Raw genomic sequence first — 16,759 nt, 5'->3', positions numbered from 1 at the left:
ATAATCATTGTTATAGCATGAAATATCAAGAGAACAAAAGATTTATCTTTGATGGTGAAAAGAAATATGGTATAGGATTCATCGTCAATTATCTGAAAGCATTCTTTAATAATTTCTTCTTTAGGATTTTGTTTTATTTCAGATCTCCTATTGTATATGATAAGAAATACAGATTTAGCATATTGTCAATTTTTAAGAATGAAGCTCCATATCTGAAAGAGTTTATTGAATACCATATGTTAATAGGATTTGAACATTTTTATCTATATAATAATAACTCGGATGATAATTACAAAGAGGTGCTTCAACCTTATGTGGATAGTGGTGTCGTAACTTTGGTAGAATGGCCTGTGGTACCAGGGCAGGGGCCAATGTATGACCATTGGTATGTTACTTATCGGCATGAATCCAGCTGGGTGTCATTCCTAGATTTGGATGAGTTTATATGTCCGTTAAAAGTTGTAAGTATTGCAGAGTGGATAAAACCTTTCGAGAAGTATCCTGTCATCATGCTCTATTGGAAGATGTTTGGAACTAACGGACATTATGAGCACGATAATAACAAACTAGTGACAGAGCAATATATCAATTCGTGGGAGAAAATTTCGGAAATTGGTAAGGTTATTTATAACACAGATTATGATATTGCTTACTTCTCAAAGGGTATGATGCATGGATTTAAAGTGAAACTTGGAAAATTGAATGTCCCGCCCATCAATTCTTTTGGCTATTTTGTTGTTGCAGGTATTCATCGATATAAGATGAATCTTACGATTCAAGTGAATCATTACTGGAGTAAGGCTTTCGGTTGTTATCAAAAGAAACATCAGAGAGGCTCTGCGGTATTTGGTAAATCTTGGAAAACATTCGACCAATTTTTATGGCATGAACATTTTAATGTGTCGTCAGATTATTCGATATATCGATTTTTAATGCAACTTAAATTGAAAATGGATGGTAGATATCCTCAAAACGAAAAAACAAATGAATAATTCTGATTGTAAGATATTATCTCTGCCAAAGATAGGAGATGATCGTGGTAATCTGTCTATTATAGAACAGACTAAACAAATCCCCTTTGAGATTAAACGTGTTCATTGGATATATGATGTTCCTGGGGGTGAAGATCGTGGTGGTCATGCATATAAAGAAACAGAGGAGTTCGTTGTTGCACTTTCTGGTAGCTTCGATGTTGTTGTAGATGATGGGTATGAAAGAAATACCTATTCATTAAACAGATCCTATTTTGGATTGTATATCCCAAAAGGAATGTGGCGGACAATGACTAACTTCTCAACCAATTCATTGGCCTTGGTACTGTCCTCGACCGAATACGATGAACATGACTATGTATCTGATTACGAAGAATATAAGATTTGGCGGAAGGATATGTCTAAGATACCAATGAAATCAGATGCAAAGACTTCTGTAATGGTCAATAATCCTATGCCAACACAGATGCGTAGTGGAGGTAAGAGCGTGTTTGATTGCTCGTTATGTGAACTTAATAAGATGCATGATAAGGAAGGCAACTTGACGTATATGTATGAGAATGTACATGTTCCTTTCCATATAAATCGTGTTTTTTATAGTTACGACATCCCTGGTGGCGAGGATAGAGGAGCTCATGCTCATAAGAAGTGCCATCAATTTATTATTGCAGCAAGTGGTAGTTTCGAAGTTGTGCTTGATGATGGCGTTAATAAAAGAACAGTATTATTGAATCGCCCTTTCTGGGGATTACATGTCCCTCCTGGCATTTGGGCTTCTGAACAAGGATTCTCTTCAGGTAGTATATGTTTGGTGCTGGCTTCTGATGGGTACTCTGAAGAGGACTATATCCGTAATTATGATGATTATTTAGAATATATAAAGACGCAGAATAATGGTTAAACTATTGGATTTGCAAGCCATTACGGCTATGCATGGTGACGAAATAAAAGCCGCCGTCAATCGTGTGATTGATTCTGGTTGGTTTCTTCAAGGAAATGAAAATAAGCAGTTTGAGACTGATTATGCGAAATACATAGGTACAGAGCATTGCATTGCTGTCGCCAATGGTCTTGATGCTTTGTATCTTTTGATGCGTGGCTATAAGGAAATGGGATTAATGCAGGATGGTGACGAGATTATCGTGCCAGCTAATACCTATATAGCCACAATTATTGCGATAACACGTAATAATCTTGTGCCTGTGTTAGTCGAACCAACTTGGGAACATTTGGAGATTGACATTGACAAGATAGAAGCTGCAATTACTTCTAAAACTAAAGGTGTAATGATTGTTCACTTGTATGGACGTATCGCTTATAATGATAAGTTAGGAGAGATTTGCAAAAAGTATAACCTGAAGTTGATGGAAGACTGCGCTCAGAGTCATGGTTGTGCTTGGAAAGGAATAAAAACTGGTGCTTTGGGTGATGCTGCTGCTCATAGTTTCTATCCCGGAAAGAATCTTGGTGCTTTAGGTGATGCAGGTGCAGTAACCACTAATGATCCCAAATTGGCAGAAATAATTCGTGCATTGGCAAACTACGGCAGTCAGAAAAAATATGTGTTTAAATATGTTGGTATGAATAGTCGTATGGCAGAGATTGATGCAGCAGCATTGGATGTAAAGCTGAAGTACTTGGATGAAGATAATCATTCACGTCAACAGTTGGCTGCTTATTACTATGCCAATATAAATAATCCGCTGATAACACTTCCCAAGCGTATTGATGATGAGAATAATGTATACCATCAGTTCCCCATCTTCTGTGAGAAGCGTGATGAGTTGCAGGAATATTTGAAAGAGAATGGCATACAGACATTGATTCATTATCCAATACCTCCTCATAAGCAGGAATGCTATAAGGAGTGGAATAATCGTAACTACCCTATTACAGAGAAGATTCATGCTCAGGAGTTAAGTATTCCTATGAATCAGGTTGTTTCAATGGATGAGGCAGCTGAAGTAGTAAAGGTTATCAATAACTATCATGGATAAACAACCAATATTGTCGCTTTGTATTCCTACGAATGGGGCTGTGGATTGGATACTCCCAGTTATTGAAAGCATCTATTCGCAGGGATATGATAACGAAAAGTTTGAAGTAGTCATTACCGATAATGGTAAAGATTCGCAGCTACCTGCACATATCGCGAGAATGGATTATTCCAATCTTCGCTATAAACAGACTACAGATGAGGGATTCCTGAATTTAGTAAGCTGTTTGAAAGAAGGAAAGGGATTGTTCTGCAAAATGATCAATCATCGTAGTGTGATGCTACCTGGTAGCATCGCTGATATGGTGGAACTGGTCGAGAAATACCAAGATACCCAGCCTGTTATCTATTGCGCGGATGGTGCACTACCAGAACGTGATGAAGTAATAGAATGTAGCAATACGGATGCATTTATAATGCATCTTTCATATTTTTGTAGTTGGAGTGCAGGAATAGGTTTTTGGCAAAAAGATATTAAAAGAATTGATACAATAGAGTTGAATAACATGTTCCCCAACACATCTCTTCTCCTTGAAATTAGACAAGAATCGGAATATGTGATTTGGAATAAGAAGTATGAAAAGATGGAAGATGATGCAGGTAAGGGGGGATATAATTTGTTTCATACATTTGCAGTTATTTTGCCTGGTATTCTTAGTGATCTTTTGAGAAGGAATCGTATTTCTCAATCAACATTTAATAAGTTTAAGAAAGATCTTTTTAGATTCTTATGTTCACTATATACGAATGAGGTGATAAAACCTACAAAACATACTTTTATTATTCGAGATGTCAGGCAAAATGTTTCTCATTATTATGGTAATATTGGTTATTGGAGGTTTATTATTACTGCATATGTTTGGGCAGTGTATGCTGGTTTCTCTAAATTGAAGAGAATCGCTTCCTTGTCATAGATTATTGGATGAAATGTAACTGTTATAAAATGGAATCTGTAACATAATAAGCGAAAATAATGGTTTCTTTAAAGAAAATGCTGCAGATAGTAATGTGGATAGTTAGTAAGGTTTATCCTTATGAATTTGCTCTGTATCTAAAATCTATCCGAGATGTGCTTTATACATTATGGTTAAAGAATCGTTTAAAATCCTTAGGGAACCACTCTCAGATTTGTTCTGCCTGTGAGATTATTGGAAAAAATATTGTTATTGGTGATAATGTTAGGATAGAGAAAGACTCTGTTATTGAATCTGTACAGAAATATGGCAATCAATGTTTTAATTCAAGGATACATATTGGGAGGAAGTGTCACATAGGATCATATACTCATATTTCTGCTATAAATGGTGTATATATAGGTGAAGGGCTACTTACCGGACGAAGAGTCTTGATTACAGATAATTCTCATGGCAGATTCACAAAAGAAGATTTACTAAAAGCACCTGAAGAAAGAGATGTCGTTTCAAAAGGACAATTAGTAATAGAGAACAACGTATGGATATGTGAGGGGGCTTCTATTATTGGCGGTATTCGGATTGGAGAAGGATCTATTGTTGCCGCAAATGCAGTTGTTACGAAAGATGTTCCTCCTTATTCGTTAGTTGCAGGAGTCCCTGCTAAAGTTGTTAAAAGAATAGAAATGAATAATTGAGATGGATATTTCTGTTATTATAGTTAATTACAATACTTGCGAATTAACGATCAGCTGTATAAGATCTGTCTATGAATTGACTTCTGGCATAGAATACGAGATTATTCTAGTTGATAATCACTCTGAAGATGGAAGTTTGGTTGAAATTAGAAAACAATTTCCCGAAGTTGTCATAGTGGAGAATAAATCGAACTTAGGTTTTGGAAGAGCAAACAATATAGGCGCAGATTGTGCAAAAGGGAAATATCTCTTTTTATTAAATAGTGATACAATATTAGTCGAAAACGTCTTGAAAAAGTTCTTCCTTTTTATGGAAGAGCATACAGAGTATGCTTCGTGCGGTTGCAATCTTATTGATGCCAATGGAAAGTTAACTATTTCGCATGGGTGTTTGCCTTCTTTATTTAAAGAATTCTTTTTGTTAGGATTATATAAATTATTGCCCTCGTATTACAATAATCATCTTTCCGACGGCCAAACTGTATTACAAGGAAATTTGTCGGATACTGGTTATATATCTGGGGCTGATATTTTCGTTAGAAAAGAGGTGTATGATGAATTGAAGGGCTTTGATGAAAAAATCTTTCTTTACTTCGAGGAGACAGACTTGTTTTATAGAATGAAAGAAAGAGGATATAAATCATGTATAATTGATAGCTGCAAAATAATACATCTTGGTGGAGCTTCGTCCTCTGTTAATGTCAGAAAAATGACGTTTTATGTAAAGAGTCTGTTCTATTATTATCGGAAACATCACTCTTCTGTTTATGCAAAAATGGTAAAGTTTGTGTTATTGTTGCGAGTATTGTTATTCCCGATGGAGAGGAAAAGAGACGTTTTAAAAGTAGTTCTGAAATCGTAAGAAAAATCATATGAAGAGAGTTTTACTAGTATTTGGTACAAGACCAGAGGCAATCAAAATGGCGCCATTGGTAAAAGAGTTTATGGCTAATGACGAAGATTTTGAGACGAAAGTGTGTGTTACAGGGCAGCATAGAGAAATGCTTGATCAGGTGTTGAAGATTTTTGAAATTATTCCTGATTATGACTTAAATATTATGAAGCCAGGGCAAGACTTATTTGATATAACAGCTAAGGTTTTGCTTGGTATGCGTGATGTTTTGGAGGAATCAAAACCTAATGTGGTACTGGTTCATGGAGACACTACTACATCTACAGCTGCTGCATTAGCTGCTTTTTATAAACAAATACCTGTTGGACATGTTGAAGCTGGTCTAAGAACTCATAATATCTATAGTCCATGGCCAGAGGAAATGAATCGTCAAATTACTGGTCGTATTGCTGCCTATAATTTTTCTCCTACACCTTTGTCAGAAAAGAACTTAATGGCCGAAAAGGCGCAAGGGCAGATCTATGTTACTGGTAATACTGTAATAGATGCTCTTCATATGGTTGTGAATAGGCTAAAGAATGATAAGGAGTTAGCTGACGAACAGGCAAAAGTGTTAACTGAGGCTGGCTATGACATTACGAGACTTGCTAATGGAAAAAAAATAGTTCTTATAACAGGTCATCGCCGTGAGAACTTTGGTGACGGTTTTATTAATATGGTAACTGCAATGAAAGATCTTTCGGAAAAGTATTCAGACGTAGATTTTGTTTATCCGATGCATTTGAACCCTAATGTACGTAGACCTATTCATGAAGTTTTTGGTGAGGATCTTTCTGTATATAAGAATTTTTTCTTTATAGAACCTCTTCAGTATTTAGAATTCGTTTACTTGATGGAAAAGAGTTCCATTGTTCTCACAGATAGTGGTGGCATACAGGAAGAGGCTCCAGGCCTTGGTAAACCAGTTCTTGTAATGCGTGATACGACTGAACGTCCTGAGGCTTTATCTGCAGGTACTGTAAAACTGGTTGGAACTGACTATAACAAGATTGTTGATAGTGTCTCGGTATTGCTTGATGATGAAAAGGCATATGCAGAGATGAGTCAAGCTGTAAATCCATATGGAGATGGTAAGGCATGTAAAAGAATAGTTGATATTTTGCGTTGAGATTTATTATTTAGAAATGAAAATATTAGTAATAAATAAAAACCAAATATACAATATACCGCCTCTTATTAGTGTGATTTATATTCTTCGCGACTTGGGGCATGAAGTACATTTGGTAACTTGTGGTATTAACGATACAATTGCATCTGAATTTAAAAATCGTGGTGTAACGTTTGAAGTAGCTGACTATGCAAATGCAAGCAATAGTATTGCAAAAGTTTGTGAGTATTTGCTCTTCCACTCTTATGTGAAAAGAGTTCTCAAAAACCTGACATATGATTATGTCTGGATTGAAGGAGGAAATACAGTTAGGGCAATAGGAAAGAATTTGTTAAGTGGAAAAAAGTATATTCTTCAGATATCAGAGTTGCATGAGGACGCTCCTGGACAATTAGCTGCTATAAGCAAAGTTATTCATCAAGCTCAGGCGGTATTTATGCCCGAGTACAATAGAACTGCTATATATCAGGCTTGGTTTAAGTTGTTGCGAAGACCATATGTATTGCCTAATAAGCCATATTTCATTCCGTCTGAGAAAGAACTGGCAGGCCTAAGTGATAAGTATAGCAATTATATAGATTTGTTTAAGTCGAAAAAGGTAATATTGTATCAAGGATGGATCTCTAAGCGTAACCGTGATATGTCTGCTTTTGTTGAGGCCACTGCACGCTTAGGAGATGATTTCGCATTTGTGATGATGGGACGTGATACCGAGAATAGTGTACAATATTATAAAAAGTTATATCCCAAATTGGTTCATATTGACTTTATTCCGGCACCAGATTACATGTTACTAACTTCTTTATCGTATATTGGTATTATTGTTTATAATCCCGACAAGTTGAATCAAACCTATTGTGCTCCTAATAAGATATACGAATATGGAGCATTCGGAAAACCTATGATTGGTAATAATCTTCCTGGTCTTCATATCATTGAAGATTTAGGAGCAGGTCGTGTGGCTGAACAGGATGATGCCGAAGCTTTGTACTCTGCGATCAAAGATATTGATTCCAATTATCAGAATTTCTCGAATAGTGCTAAAAGGATGTATGATGATTGCGACAATAAAGAGACTATTCGTCGTGTACTATCACAGTTGAAGTAATAAAGTTCCTATGTTAAAACTTTTTTGTTCCATTTTCGTATATCTTCTTGTTTTATTTCGGAAAGGCATAAAAAGTAGTTTTCCGTGTAAGGTGAGTCCCTTTTTCGCATTAAAACGCTTAAAAGGACTGCAAGATGTGAATCTCGATTCTGCTTTTTTAGGGCGAGATGTTACTATTTCTTCTGGATGTTGTTTTTATGAAGATCCAATTTTGTTTGGCAAGGTCCGAATAGGAAGGTATACCTCTATCTGTGGACCGGCAACTCGAATATGTGCTGAAATAAATCATGTTTATATCGGAGCTTTTTGTTCTATTGCTTCGAATGTGGTTGTTCAAGAGTATAATCATAACTTACAAAAGCCTGCTACTTATGATGTCTTGTCTCATTTGTTTGACGAGACGGACCCAGAGATGGTAACCTCAAAGGGGGATATTGTTATTGAGGATGGAGTATGGATCGGTTCTAATTCAGTAATATTGTCGGGCGTCCATATAGGTAGAGGGGCAGTTATTGGAGCTGGTGCAGTAGTTGTCAATGACATTCCTGCATATGCCATAGCTGTGGGTAATCCTGCAAAAGTAGTTAAGTATAGATTTTCAAAGGAATCAATTGCGATGATAGAGAAAAGTCAATGGTGGAAATGGGATAAGGAAAAGTTCTCTGCGAACAAAGATTTTTTTACCCAAACATTTGAATAACAGTTTGTTGGTTATAGTTGTATATTATGAATTTGCGTGATTATGTATTGGATGTTGGCGAGATCCACAAAGAGTCTTTTGTGGTTAATACGTTGACAGCCATAATTTATCAGTATTTGTTTAGGAGCATCTATGTGGATTATCTTGTCCCTGTATGGGGATATTTCGGTTATAGAATTGAGAATACTGACTATCTGCCGATGATTGCTACTGATTTCTTGGCAATTATACCTATTGTGTTTTATAACGCTACTAAGCGTATTTCCGACTTTTTTGCTATAATAATATATATTATGGTATATGTTCCGTCAATAACGGCATTACAATATTATTATTTAGATTATTGGGTAGCATTGCCTTATCAGCTTGCTTTCTTTATTTCTATGATTCTCTTCTTCTATTGCCCAAGAAATATATTGTCAAATGAAAGCTACGATACGAAAACGGATATAATTCCTGAAAAATATTATTTTTATGTAGGTATTTTATTCGCAACACTTATCATTGTAGTATTTGGCTCAAAATTGAGATTAGTATCATTCAGCGAACTTTATGACCTGCGTTCAGAGAATCAAGAAGCATCTAATTCATTCCCACTAATGGAATATATTAAATTATGGTCTTTTAGTTTCCTAGGGCCATTATTTATTGCCATCGGATTCTATCAAAGAAATAAAAAAAAGATTTGGGCAGGACTACTTTTGAATTTGTTGGTTTTTATGGCTACAGGTCTTAAGGCTGCTATTGGTATTCCTATATTGGAATGTGGTTTGTGTTATTATTTGAGGAAGAATGTCTATAATCGTTATTCGCTGAAGTATGTATTTCCACTTGCTGTGTTTATTCTTGTTCTTTTATATTTACCATCAACTGCAAGCGAAGTGATGTTTACGATAGATGCGGTTATTTTTATGAGAACAATTGGTATTTCAGCCTTGTTGACACCTGCTTATATTGATGTATTCTCTGAGGTCCCGTATACTTTTTTTTCTCATATTGGCATTGTTAATGCTGTGACGCATATGTACCCATTTACAGATCCGTCAATGGGAACTGCGGTTTGGGATGTGTATGATGGCGTTGTGACAGCAATGAATGCGAATGCTAATTTCCTGATAACTGATGGCATTTCATCTATGGGAGTTGTTGGGATATTAATTGTTGCTATAGTGTTTTATTATATACTTTCTCTACTCAATAAGCTTTCTTATCGACATGATCAAGACTTTGTTATAGCAATGATGCTTGGGCAGGTGGTGAACATCTCAAATATTTCTTTGTTTACGACTTTGCTTTCTTGCGGTTTGCTGTTTAATATGATTTTAATGAGGTATTCAACAATAAATAAATAATAAGATGAAAGAAATTCGTATTTGCGTAATAGGCCTTGGCTATGTAGGCTTGCCTTTGGCTCGTTTGTTTTCAACAAAGTATAAGACTATTGGTTTTGACATGAATCAGCGTCGTGTTGAAGCGTTGATGGAAGGTCATGATGCTACTCTTGAGGTTAGTGATGAACTTCTTCAGGATGCCATAAATAACCATGGATTCATTTGTACTACAGATTTGGGAATGATTCGTAACTGCAATTTCTATGTAGTTGCTGTTCCAACGCCTGTAGATGAAAATAATCGTCCAGATTTGAAACCTTTGTGGGGCGCTTCTGAAACGGTTGGAAAAGTTATTTCTAAAGGAGATATTGTCGTATATGAGTCAACAGTATATCCTGGTGTTACAGAAGAAGAGTGTCTTCCTGTCGTAGAAAGAGTTTCTGGTCTAACATTTAATAAGGATTTCTTTGCAGGTTATTCCCCAGAACGAATTAATCCTGGTGACAAATTACATACTGTAGAGAAGATAAAAAAAGTAACTTCTGGTTCCACTCCGGAAATTGCTGATGTAGTGGATGGTGTATATAATTCTGTTTTAGTTAATGGTACTCACAAAGCACCTTCCATTAAGGTTGCTGAAGCTTCAAAAATTATAGAGAATAGTCAGCGTGATGTAAATATTGCTTTTATGAACGAATTGGCTAAAATCTTTAATGCTATGGGAATTGATACCCATGATGTAATAGAAGCTGCTAGCAGTAAGTGGAATTTTATAAAGTTAAGTCCAGGATTGGTCGGTGGTCATTGTATCAGTGTTGATCCCTATTACTTGATTCAAAAGGCTCAGGTATATGGAGTCCTTCCACGTGTGATGAGCAACGCACGCCGTTTAAATGATGGAATGGGTGCTTATGTTGCTGATCAGACTATTAAGTTGATGAATAAAAAGGGAGTATTGGTTAAAAATGCAAATATTTTAATATTAGGTGTTACCTTTAAAGAAAACTGCCCTGATATCCGTAATACTAAAATTGTCGATATCTATCATTCCTTAGTAGAGTATACATCAAATATTACCATATATGACCCATGGGCAAATCCTGATGCGGTAAATCATGAGTATGAAATTAGTCTTTATGGTGATGACATGAATTCTTTGAAGTCGAAATATGATGCAGTGGTTCTTGCTGTTGCCCATGACCAATTTAAGGATGTTGATGTCCGTGAATTCTTGAAAGATGCTGAAGTCGGAGTCGTTTATGATGTTAAGGGCGTTCTTGATAGAAGCATGATTGACGGTAGATTGTAATCCACTTGCATTGTATGAAAAGAGTATGTCTCGTTTCTCTTTGTGCTTCTCATTATAGAAAACTCATCTATTCTTTAATGGATGAACAAATGAATTGTGATTTCATCTTTGGTAAAGGTGAAACCACTGTTAAGACATTTGATATTTCTCTTTTGAAAAATGCTAAAGAAGTTCCTTTATTACCAATAGGTAGTGGTAGATGGTACAAAATGAAAAATGTAATTAAGTTGACTAAAGGCTATGATGTAGTCATTGATGACATGGGCATTTTGTGTACGACCTCATGGTACTTGGCAATTGTTGCATTGTTCAGAGGCCAGAAGATCCTTCTATGGAGTCATGGATGGTATGGTCGCGAGGGCTTTTTGAAAAAGTGGATGAAACGAGCTTATAGTGCTTTGACTAGGGGCATGTTTGTATATGGGAATTATGCTCATGATTTAATGATTGAAAATGGTTTTGATCCTCAGAAGCTTCATGTAATTCATAATTCACTTGATTATGATTCACAGCTGTCTTTGAGAAACAAAATGATGTTCTCAAATATATATAAAGATCATTTTGGAAATGATGCCCCTGTTTTACTGATGATCGGTAGACTTAATCTTCGTAAACATCTTGATTTGTTGATCCTTGCTATTGATTTGCTAAAGAAAAATGAAAGTGTCTTTAATGTGATTTTAATTGGTACCGGAGAAGATGAATCTACTCTTAAAAGTATGGTCGAAGAAAGAAACCTAGAGAATCAGGTATGGTTTTATGGTGCTTGTTATGATGAGAAAACTAATGCAGAATTGATATATAATGCGGATATGTGCGTGGTGCCAGGAGATATAGGTCTTACCGCCATCCATGCTATGATGTTTGGATGTCCTTGTATATCTCATGACTATTTACCTAATCAAGGTCCAGAGTTTGAAGCAATACGGCCTGGCATAACAGGTGATTTCTATAAACATGGTAGTGTTGAAGGTTTGGCTGATTGTATTCAAAATTGGTTTACTTCGCATTGTGCTAATCGTGAAGATGTTCGTATGAATTGCTTCAAAGAGGTTGATGAGAATTGGAACCCGCATAAGCAAATAAAGATTCTGAAGAATGTGATAAATGAATATGAATGTTCGTAAAATAGCAAGAGATATCTATTTATCTTTAATTGGTTCATTTTCAAAACCTTCACCATATATTCATATTTTGAATGGGCATATGGTAGATTGGCATCATGATGTCGAAGCTGATGGGGAACGTTTTGCTAAGCTATTGGAAAAGTTACACGAAAGGTGTGATTTTGTGAATTTCGAAAAGGCTGTTAGTCTGGTTGTGAATCATGAAAAAGTGAATAAGCCAACAATAGCTTTTTCTTTCGATGATGGATGGCGTGATTGTTATACTCAAATTGCTCCGCAGCTGGAGAAATATGGCGTTAATGCCATGTTCTTTATAAATCCCAATTTTGCAAATGCTGCAGAAAATGGAGATGATCAGTATATAAAAAACTTTACTGTTAATACTACTAAGAGTCCTGGGAAGCTACCTATGACGTGGAAGCAGATGGCAGATTTGCAGAAACGAGGTTTTTTGATAGGCGCACATACAATGGATCATTATTGTATTAATGGTGATAATGTAGATGAACTTGAATACCAGATAGGAATATGTAGAAAGGTTATAGAGGAAAAACTTGGTACTGATTGTGAATATTTTGCCTTTCCTTACGGCCGTCTTGAACATGCCAATCCGAAATCGATAGATATTGCATGTAAATATTATAAGTATGTTTTTTCTCAGAGTGACTATAAGCATTATTTCAGTTTTAAAGGAAAGGTGATTAATAGGAGGCATTTTGAGCCATTTTGGCCGATTAATCACGTTAATTATTTCTTAAGTTGTAAAAAAACATATTAATGCCACGTTTATTACAGATAAATATCACAGCTAATTGGGGGTCTCATGGTAGAATAGCTGAGGAAATAGGTCAGTTGGCTATGCAGAATGGCTGGGAGAGTTATATTGCATACGGCAGATGGGCAAATCCTAGTAAGTCGCATCTGATAAAGATTGGTAACATGTGGGATGAGAGGTGGCATGGTGTACAGTCTAGATTGTTAGATAATCACGGGCTTGCATCAAAGACAGCGACAAAGAAGCTGATCTATGCGATTAAGGAAATAAAACCTGACTTGATTCATTTGCACAATATTCATGGCTATTATCTGAATTATCCGTTGTTATTCGACTTTTTGTCTAATGCTAATGTCCCTGTTGTATGGACTTTGCATGATTGTTGGACGATGACTGGTCATTGCTCTCACTTCATGATAAGTGGATGCGATAAGTGGAAAACTGGGTGTTACGCTTGTCGTGAGTTGAAAGAATATCCATCTTCCTGGTTGAGAGATAATAGTAGAAACAACTTTAGACTAAAAAAATATTGGTTTAATTTAATAACAGATTTGACTCTTGTCCCTGTTTGTAATTGGCTTTCTGGAGTAGTCTCAGATTCTTTCTTGAAAGGCAATAAGATGCAGAGAATATATAATGGTATTGACATCTCTGTATTTAAACCTAAGGTTAATAATGCTGTGAGTGATAATCGCAAAAAGAAGTTTCGTATTATAGCCGTGGCTAGTAAATGGACAGATAGAAAAGGATTATCGGATATAGTACAAATAAGGAAGCTTTTAGATGAAGACTTCCAGATTACACTTGTAGGATTGACTTTAAATCAATGTAAAAATCTTCCTTCGGATATTGATGGAATTGTTAGAACCAATAGTGTAAATGAGTTGGCTGAGTTGTACTCTTCTGCAGATGTATTTATTAACCCAACCTATGAGGATAATTTTCCCACTACAAATATCGAAGCATTGGCTTGCGGGACGCCAGTAATAACATATCGTACAGGTGGAAGTCCTGAGGCGATAGATGAAAATACAGGTATGGTTGTTGAGGTGGGTGATATCAATGGATTGGTGGCTGGCATCAAGAAGGTATGCCAGAGTGAACATAAAGAAGAAACTAGAAGACTGTGCCGCGAGCGTGCAGTTAAATACTTTAATAAGAATGACAGATACAAAGAGTATTTGGATTTGTATCAGTCGTTATTGAATAAATAGAAGGATGACGATTTCTATACTTACAGCAACATATAATAGCGATAAAACGCTGCGTGATACCATTGAAAGTGTATTACGTCAGGGCTATCGTGACTTTGAGTATATTATCATTGATGGAGCATCGAAAGATGGTACATTGGATATCATCAAGGAGTATGAACCTAAGTTCGAAGGTCGACTGAAGTATGTCAGTGAACCGGATCGTGGTATCTATGATGCGATGAACAAGGGCATCAGGATGGCTACGGGTGATGTGGTGGGCATTTTGAACTCGGATGATTTCTATACCTCTGATGATGCATTGCAGAAGATTGCTGATGCGTTTGAGAAGAATGATATCGATGCTACTTATGGTGATATTCACTTTGTAAATGATGATGACCTTACGAAGATGGTGAGGTATTATTCGTCGGCAGTGTTCAAACGTTCGTTTATGAGATTCGGCTTGATGCCTGCTCATCCGTCGTTTTATTGCAAACGCTCGATATATGAAAAGTACGGTGCTTTTGATACCTCATATCGTATAGCGGCAGATTTTGAGAATCTGCTCCGTCTGATTTTTATTCATCGCATCAAAACGCTTTATATCCCAAAGGATTTTGTGACTATGCGAACAGGCGGTGCCTCGACTGCAGGGTTCGCTAGTAGGCGAAAAATCATGCGAGAGCACCTGCGGGCGATGAAGAAGAATGGAGTGTACTCGAACTTCTTCCTCTTAAGCCTTCGATACTTTTATAAGATATATGAATTAATACGTGGTGGTAATCATCAGATAAAGTAATAATTGACGCCCTGACTTACGGAGACGTATCATGGCTGCAATAACAGAAGACCCCCTTGGCCGTTATCTGTTTTTGTATAGGACAGAGGCCGTTCCCAAAAACATTTCGATGCAGCGCTTTTGTATGTACCGCTCGGCTATGCCGCTTCGCTAGTCGAAGAATGGTATCAAGTATGACAAGTTTTTTTATGGTACAAGAAAACGCAATATAGAATAGAGTCCGTAGTGGTGGTTTGGGAGCCAGAGCCACCTCGTAAATGAACCTGCAGATCAGGGATGTATGACTACATCGGAACCAGATACATCGTCGGGTGGAATTTTTTAAAGACAGAGGATGTAAAATTATAGTATTATTATGCGTAAATGAATAAAATTAAAATACTTATAACTGGTAGTGCAGGCTTTATTGGCGCTAATTTGGTGTTGCGCCTGTTTAAGGAACTTAAAAGCGGGATTATTGTAGGTCTTGATAATCTCAATAACTACTATGATCCTTCACTCAAGGAGTTCCGACTCAGTGTGATAGAAAAGGCTAAGCCTGAAGGCGTAGATTATACATTTGTGAAAGGATCCATAGCCGATAAGGAACTGGTGGATAAGCTCTTTGCAGAGAATAAGTTTGATGTGGTAGTGAATCTGGCTGCACAGGCTGGTGTACGTTACAGCATTGAGAATCCTGATGTATATATTGAGAGCAACATTATTGGTTTCTATAACATACTGGAGGCCTGCAGGCATTACCCTGTAAAGCATCTTGTTTATGCGAGCAGCTCGAGTGTGTATGGCGGTAACAAGAAAGTGCCTTTTAGTACAGATGATAGGGTGGATCATCCAGTGAGTCTGTATGCGGCTACTAAGAAAAGCAATGAACTTATGGCGCATTGCTACTCGAAGCTTTATAACATACCATCAACGGGACTTAGATTCTTTACCGTTTATGGGCCTGCAGGCAGACCTGATATGGCTTATTTTGGATTTACCAATAAGTTGTTGAAAGGTGAGACTATACAGATTTACAACTATGGTAACTGTCGCAGAGACTTTACTTATGTTGACGATATTGTAGAGGGAGTTTTCCGTGTGATGCAGGAAGCTCCAGAGAAAAAGGTGGGTGAAGATGGATTGCCTGTACCACCTTATGCTGTGTATAACATAGGTGGAGGAAAACCAGAGAATCTGTTAGATTTTGTACAGACTCTTCAGGAAGAATTGCTACGTGCAGGTGTTCTTCCAAAAGACTATGATTTTGAGGCTCACAAACAATTAGTGCCAATGCAGCCTGGCGATGTACCTACCACTTATGCTGATTCTACAGCATTAGAGCGCGATTTTGGGTTTACACCAAAGATTACATTAAGAGAAGGATTACGCCGCTTTGCAGAGTGGTATAAACAGTATTACGGCTAATTATCTGGTAGAACATACCACCATGCATGCTTGGCCCATGAGTGCTGGTCGATTTGACATCGGCTCATTGGATACCTATTATGAAGCTGTAGAGAAATACGGTACTAAATAAACCGTTCGATTTTGCAAGAGTGATTTTTCTGCTGTTTGTCGTAGTTAATGCCGACAAGCAGCAGATTTTTTGTATATGGAACTACCCTCTCGGGGTAGTTTTTTTGTTTTATTTGGTTGATGGCCATGTCGGCATCTTGATTGTATTATTATTTTATGAAAATTGGTGAAACGTTCCCAGCGCTTGGGGGCATTTCGCCTGATTAACGAAACGTTTAGTCAATATATAGAAAACTGAGGTGAATTAATTCAAAAAGGGTTTTGAGTTAATTCAGAAA

General features: G+C 36.7%; 17 protein-coding genes. All 17 read left to right on the top strand.

The genetic code is table 11. The features are described 5' to 3' along the window. The first annotated feature begins 17 nt into the window (after window positions 1–17). The gene (locus BLU97_RS14185; protein WP_081353049.1) at window positions 18–992 is read left to right on the top strand and encodes a glycosyltransferase family 92 protein; all 975 of its coding nucleotides are present in this window, start codon (window positions 18–20) and stop codon (window positions 990–992) included. Next, window positions 955–1,893, top strand: coding sequence for a sugar 3,4-ketoisomerase (locus tag BLU97_RS16470; protein ID WP_254771737.1), 939 nt, complete (start codon window positions 955–957; stop codon window positions 1,891–1,893). Before BLU97_RS14185 ends, BLU97_RS16470 begins: the two co-directional genes overlap by 38 nt. Next, window positions 1,886–2,989: a DegT/DnrJ/EryC1/StrS family aminotransferase gene (locus tag BLU97_RS14175; protein WP_074762136.1), complete on the top strand. Its 1,104-nt coding sequence runs from the start codon at window positions 1,886–1,888 to the stop codon at window positions 2,987–2,989. The genes BLU97_RS16470 and BLU97_RS14175 overlap by 8 nt, the downstream gene beginning before the upstream one ends. Next, a complete protein-coding gene (locus BLU97_RS14170; RefSeq protein WP_074762135.1) occupies window positions 2,982–3,902 on the top strand; it encodes a glycosyltransferase family 2 protein in 921 nt (306 codons plus the stop codon). Before BLU97_RS14175 ends, BLU97_RS14170 begins: the two co-directional genes overlap by 8 nt. Before the next feature lie 77 nt (window positions 3,903–3,979). Next, window positions 3,980–4,597, top strand: coding sequence for an acyltransferase (locus BLU97_RS14165; RefSeq protein ID WP_175456393.1), 618 nt, complete (start codon window positions 3,980–3,982; stop codon window positions 4,595–4,597). A gap of 1 nt (window position 4,598) precedes the next feature. Further along, complete coding sequence (locus tag BLU97_RS14160; RefSeq protein WP_074762134.1) at window positions 4,599–5,459, top strand: glycosyltransferase family 2 protein; 861 nt, start codon at window positions 4,599–4,601, stop codon at window positions 5,457–5,459. 10 nt (window positions 5,460–5,469) lie between these two features. Further along, entirely contained in the window at window positions 5,470–6,618 is a 1,149-nt protein-coding gene (gene wecB, locus BLU97_RS14155) for a non-hydrolyzing UDP-N-acetylglucosamine 2-epimerase (RefSeq protein ID WP_074762133.1), read from the top strand. A 16-nt stretch (window positions 6,619–6,634) separates the two neighbouring features. After that, complete coding sequence (locus BLU97_RS14150; RefSeq protein ID WP_074762132.1) at window positions 6,635–7,726, top strand: glycosyltransferase; 1,092 nt, start codon at window positions 6,635–6,637, stop codon at window positions 7,724–7,726. 10 nt (window positions 7,727–7,736) lie between these two features. Beyond that, window positions 7,737–8,426 (top strand): CatB-related O-acetyltransferase, encoded by a 690-nt coding sequence (locus BLU97_RS14145; protein WP_074762131.1) that lies wholly within the window; start codon window positions 7,737–7,739, stop codon window positions 8,424–8,426. A gap of 26 nt (window positions 8,427–8,452) precedes the next feature. Next, a complete protein-coding gene (locus BLU97_RS14140) occupies window positions 8,453–9,778 on the top strand; it encodes a hypothetical protein (RefSeq protein ID WP_074762130.1) in 1,326 nt (441 codons plus the stop codon). 4 nt (window positions 9,779–9,782) lie between these two features. Then, window positions 9,783–11,066 (top strand): nucleotide sugar dehydrogenase, encoded by a 1,284-nt coding sequence (locus BLU97_RS14135; protein WP_074762129.1) that lies wholly within the window; start codon window positions 9,783–9,785, stop codon window positions 11,064–11,066. Window positions 11,067–11,080: 14 nt separating this feature from the next. Next, window positions 11,081–12,193, top strand: a complete 1,113-nt coding sequence (locus BLU97_RS14130) for a glycosyltransferase (RefSeq protein ID WP_074762128.1) — start codon at window positions 11,081–11,083, stop codon at window positions 12,191–12,193. Then, entirely contained in the window at window positions 12,180–12,971 is a 792-nt protein-coding gene (locus BLU97_RS14125; protein ID WP_410543915.1) for a polysaccharide deacetylase family protein, read from the top strand. The genes BLU97_RS14130 and BLU97_RS14125 overlap by 14 nt, the downstream gene beginning before the upstream one ends. After that, window positions 12,971–14,182 carry a glycosyltransferase gene (locus BLU97_RS14120; RefSeq protein ID WP_074762126.1) on the top strand — a complete coding sequence of 404 codons (1,212 nt, stop codon included), beginning with the start codon at window positions 12,971–12,973 and terminating at the stop codon, window positions 14,180–14,182. The genes BLU97_RS14125 and BLU97_RS14120 overlap by 1 nt, the downstream gene beginning before the upstream one ends. Window positions 14,183–14,186: 4 nt before the next feature. Continuing rightward, a complete protein-coding gene (locus BLU97_RS14115; RefSeq protein WP_074762125.1) occupies window positions 14,187–14,963 on the top strand; it encodes a glycosyltransferase family 2 protein in 777 nt (258 codons plus the stop codon). 363 nt (window positions 14,964–15,326) lie between these two features. After that, window positions 15,327–16,370, top strand: coding sequence for an NAD-dependent epimerase/dehydratase family protein (locus BLU97_RS14110; RefSeq protein WP_074762124.1), 1,044 nt, complete (start codon window positions 15,327–15,329; stop codon window positions 16,368–16,370). Next, on the top strand, window positions 16,339–16,482 hold the full coding sequence (locus BLU97_RS15875; RefSeq protein WP_254771736.1) for a hypothetical protein: 144 nt from the start codon (window positions 16,339–16,341) through the stop codon (window positions 16,480–16,482). Before BLU97_RS14110 ends, BLU97_RS15875 begins: the two co-directional genes overlap by 32 nt. Window positions 16,483–16,759: the final 277 nt, after the last annotated feature.

The organism is Xylanibacter ruminicola, from assembly GCF_900107775.1.
In the GTDB taxonomy this organism is placed as follows: Bacteria; Bacteroidota; Bacteroidia; order Bacteroidales; family Bacteroidaceae; genus Prevotella; species Prevotella ruminicola_C.
The sequence above is the reverse complement of the archived record's forward strand: the minus strand, read 5'-3'. Positions and strand labels throughout refer to the sequence as shown.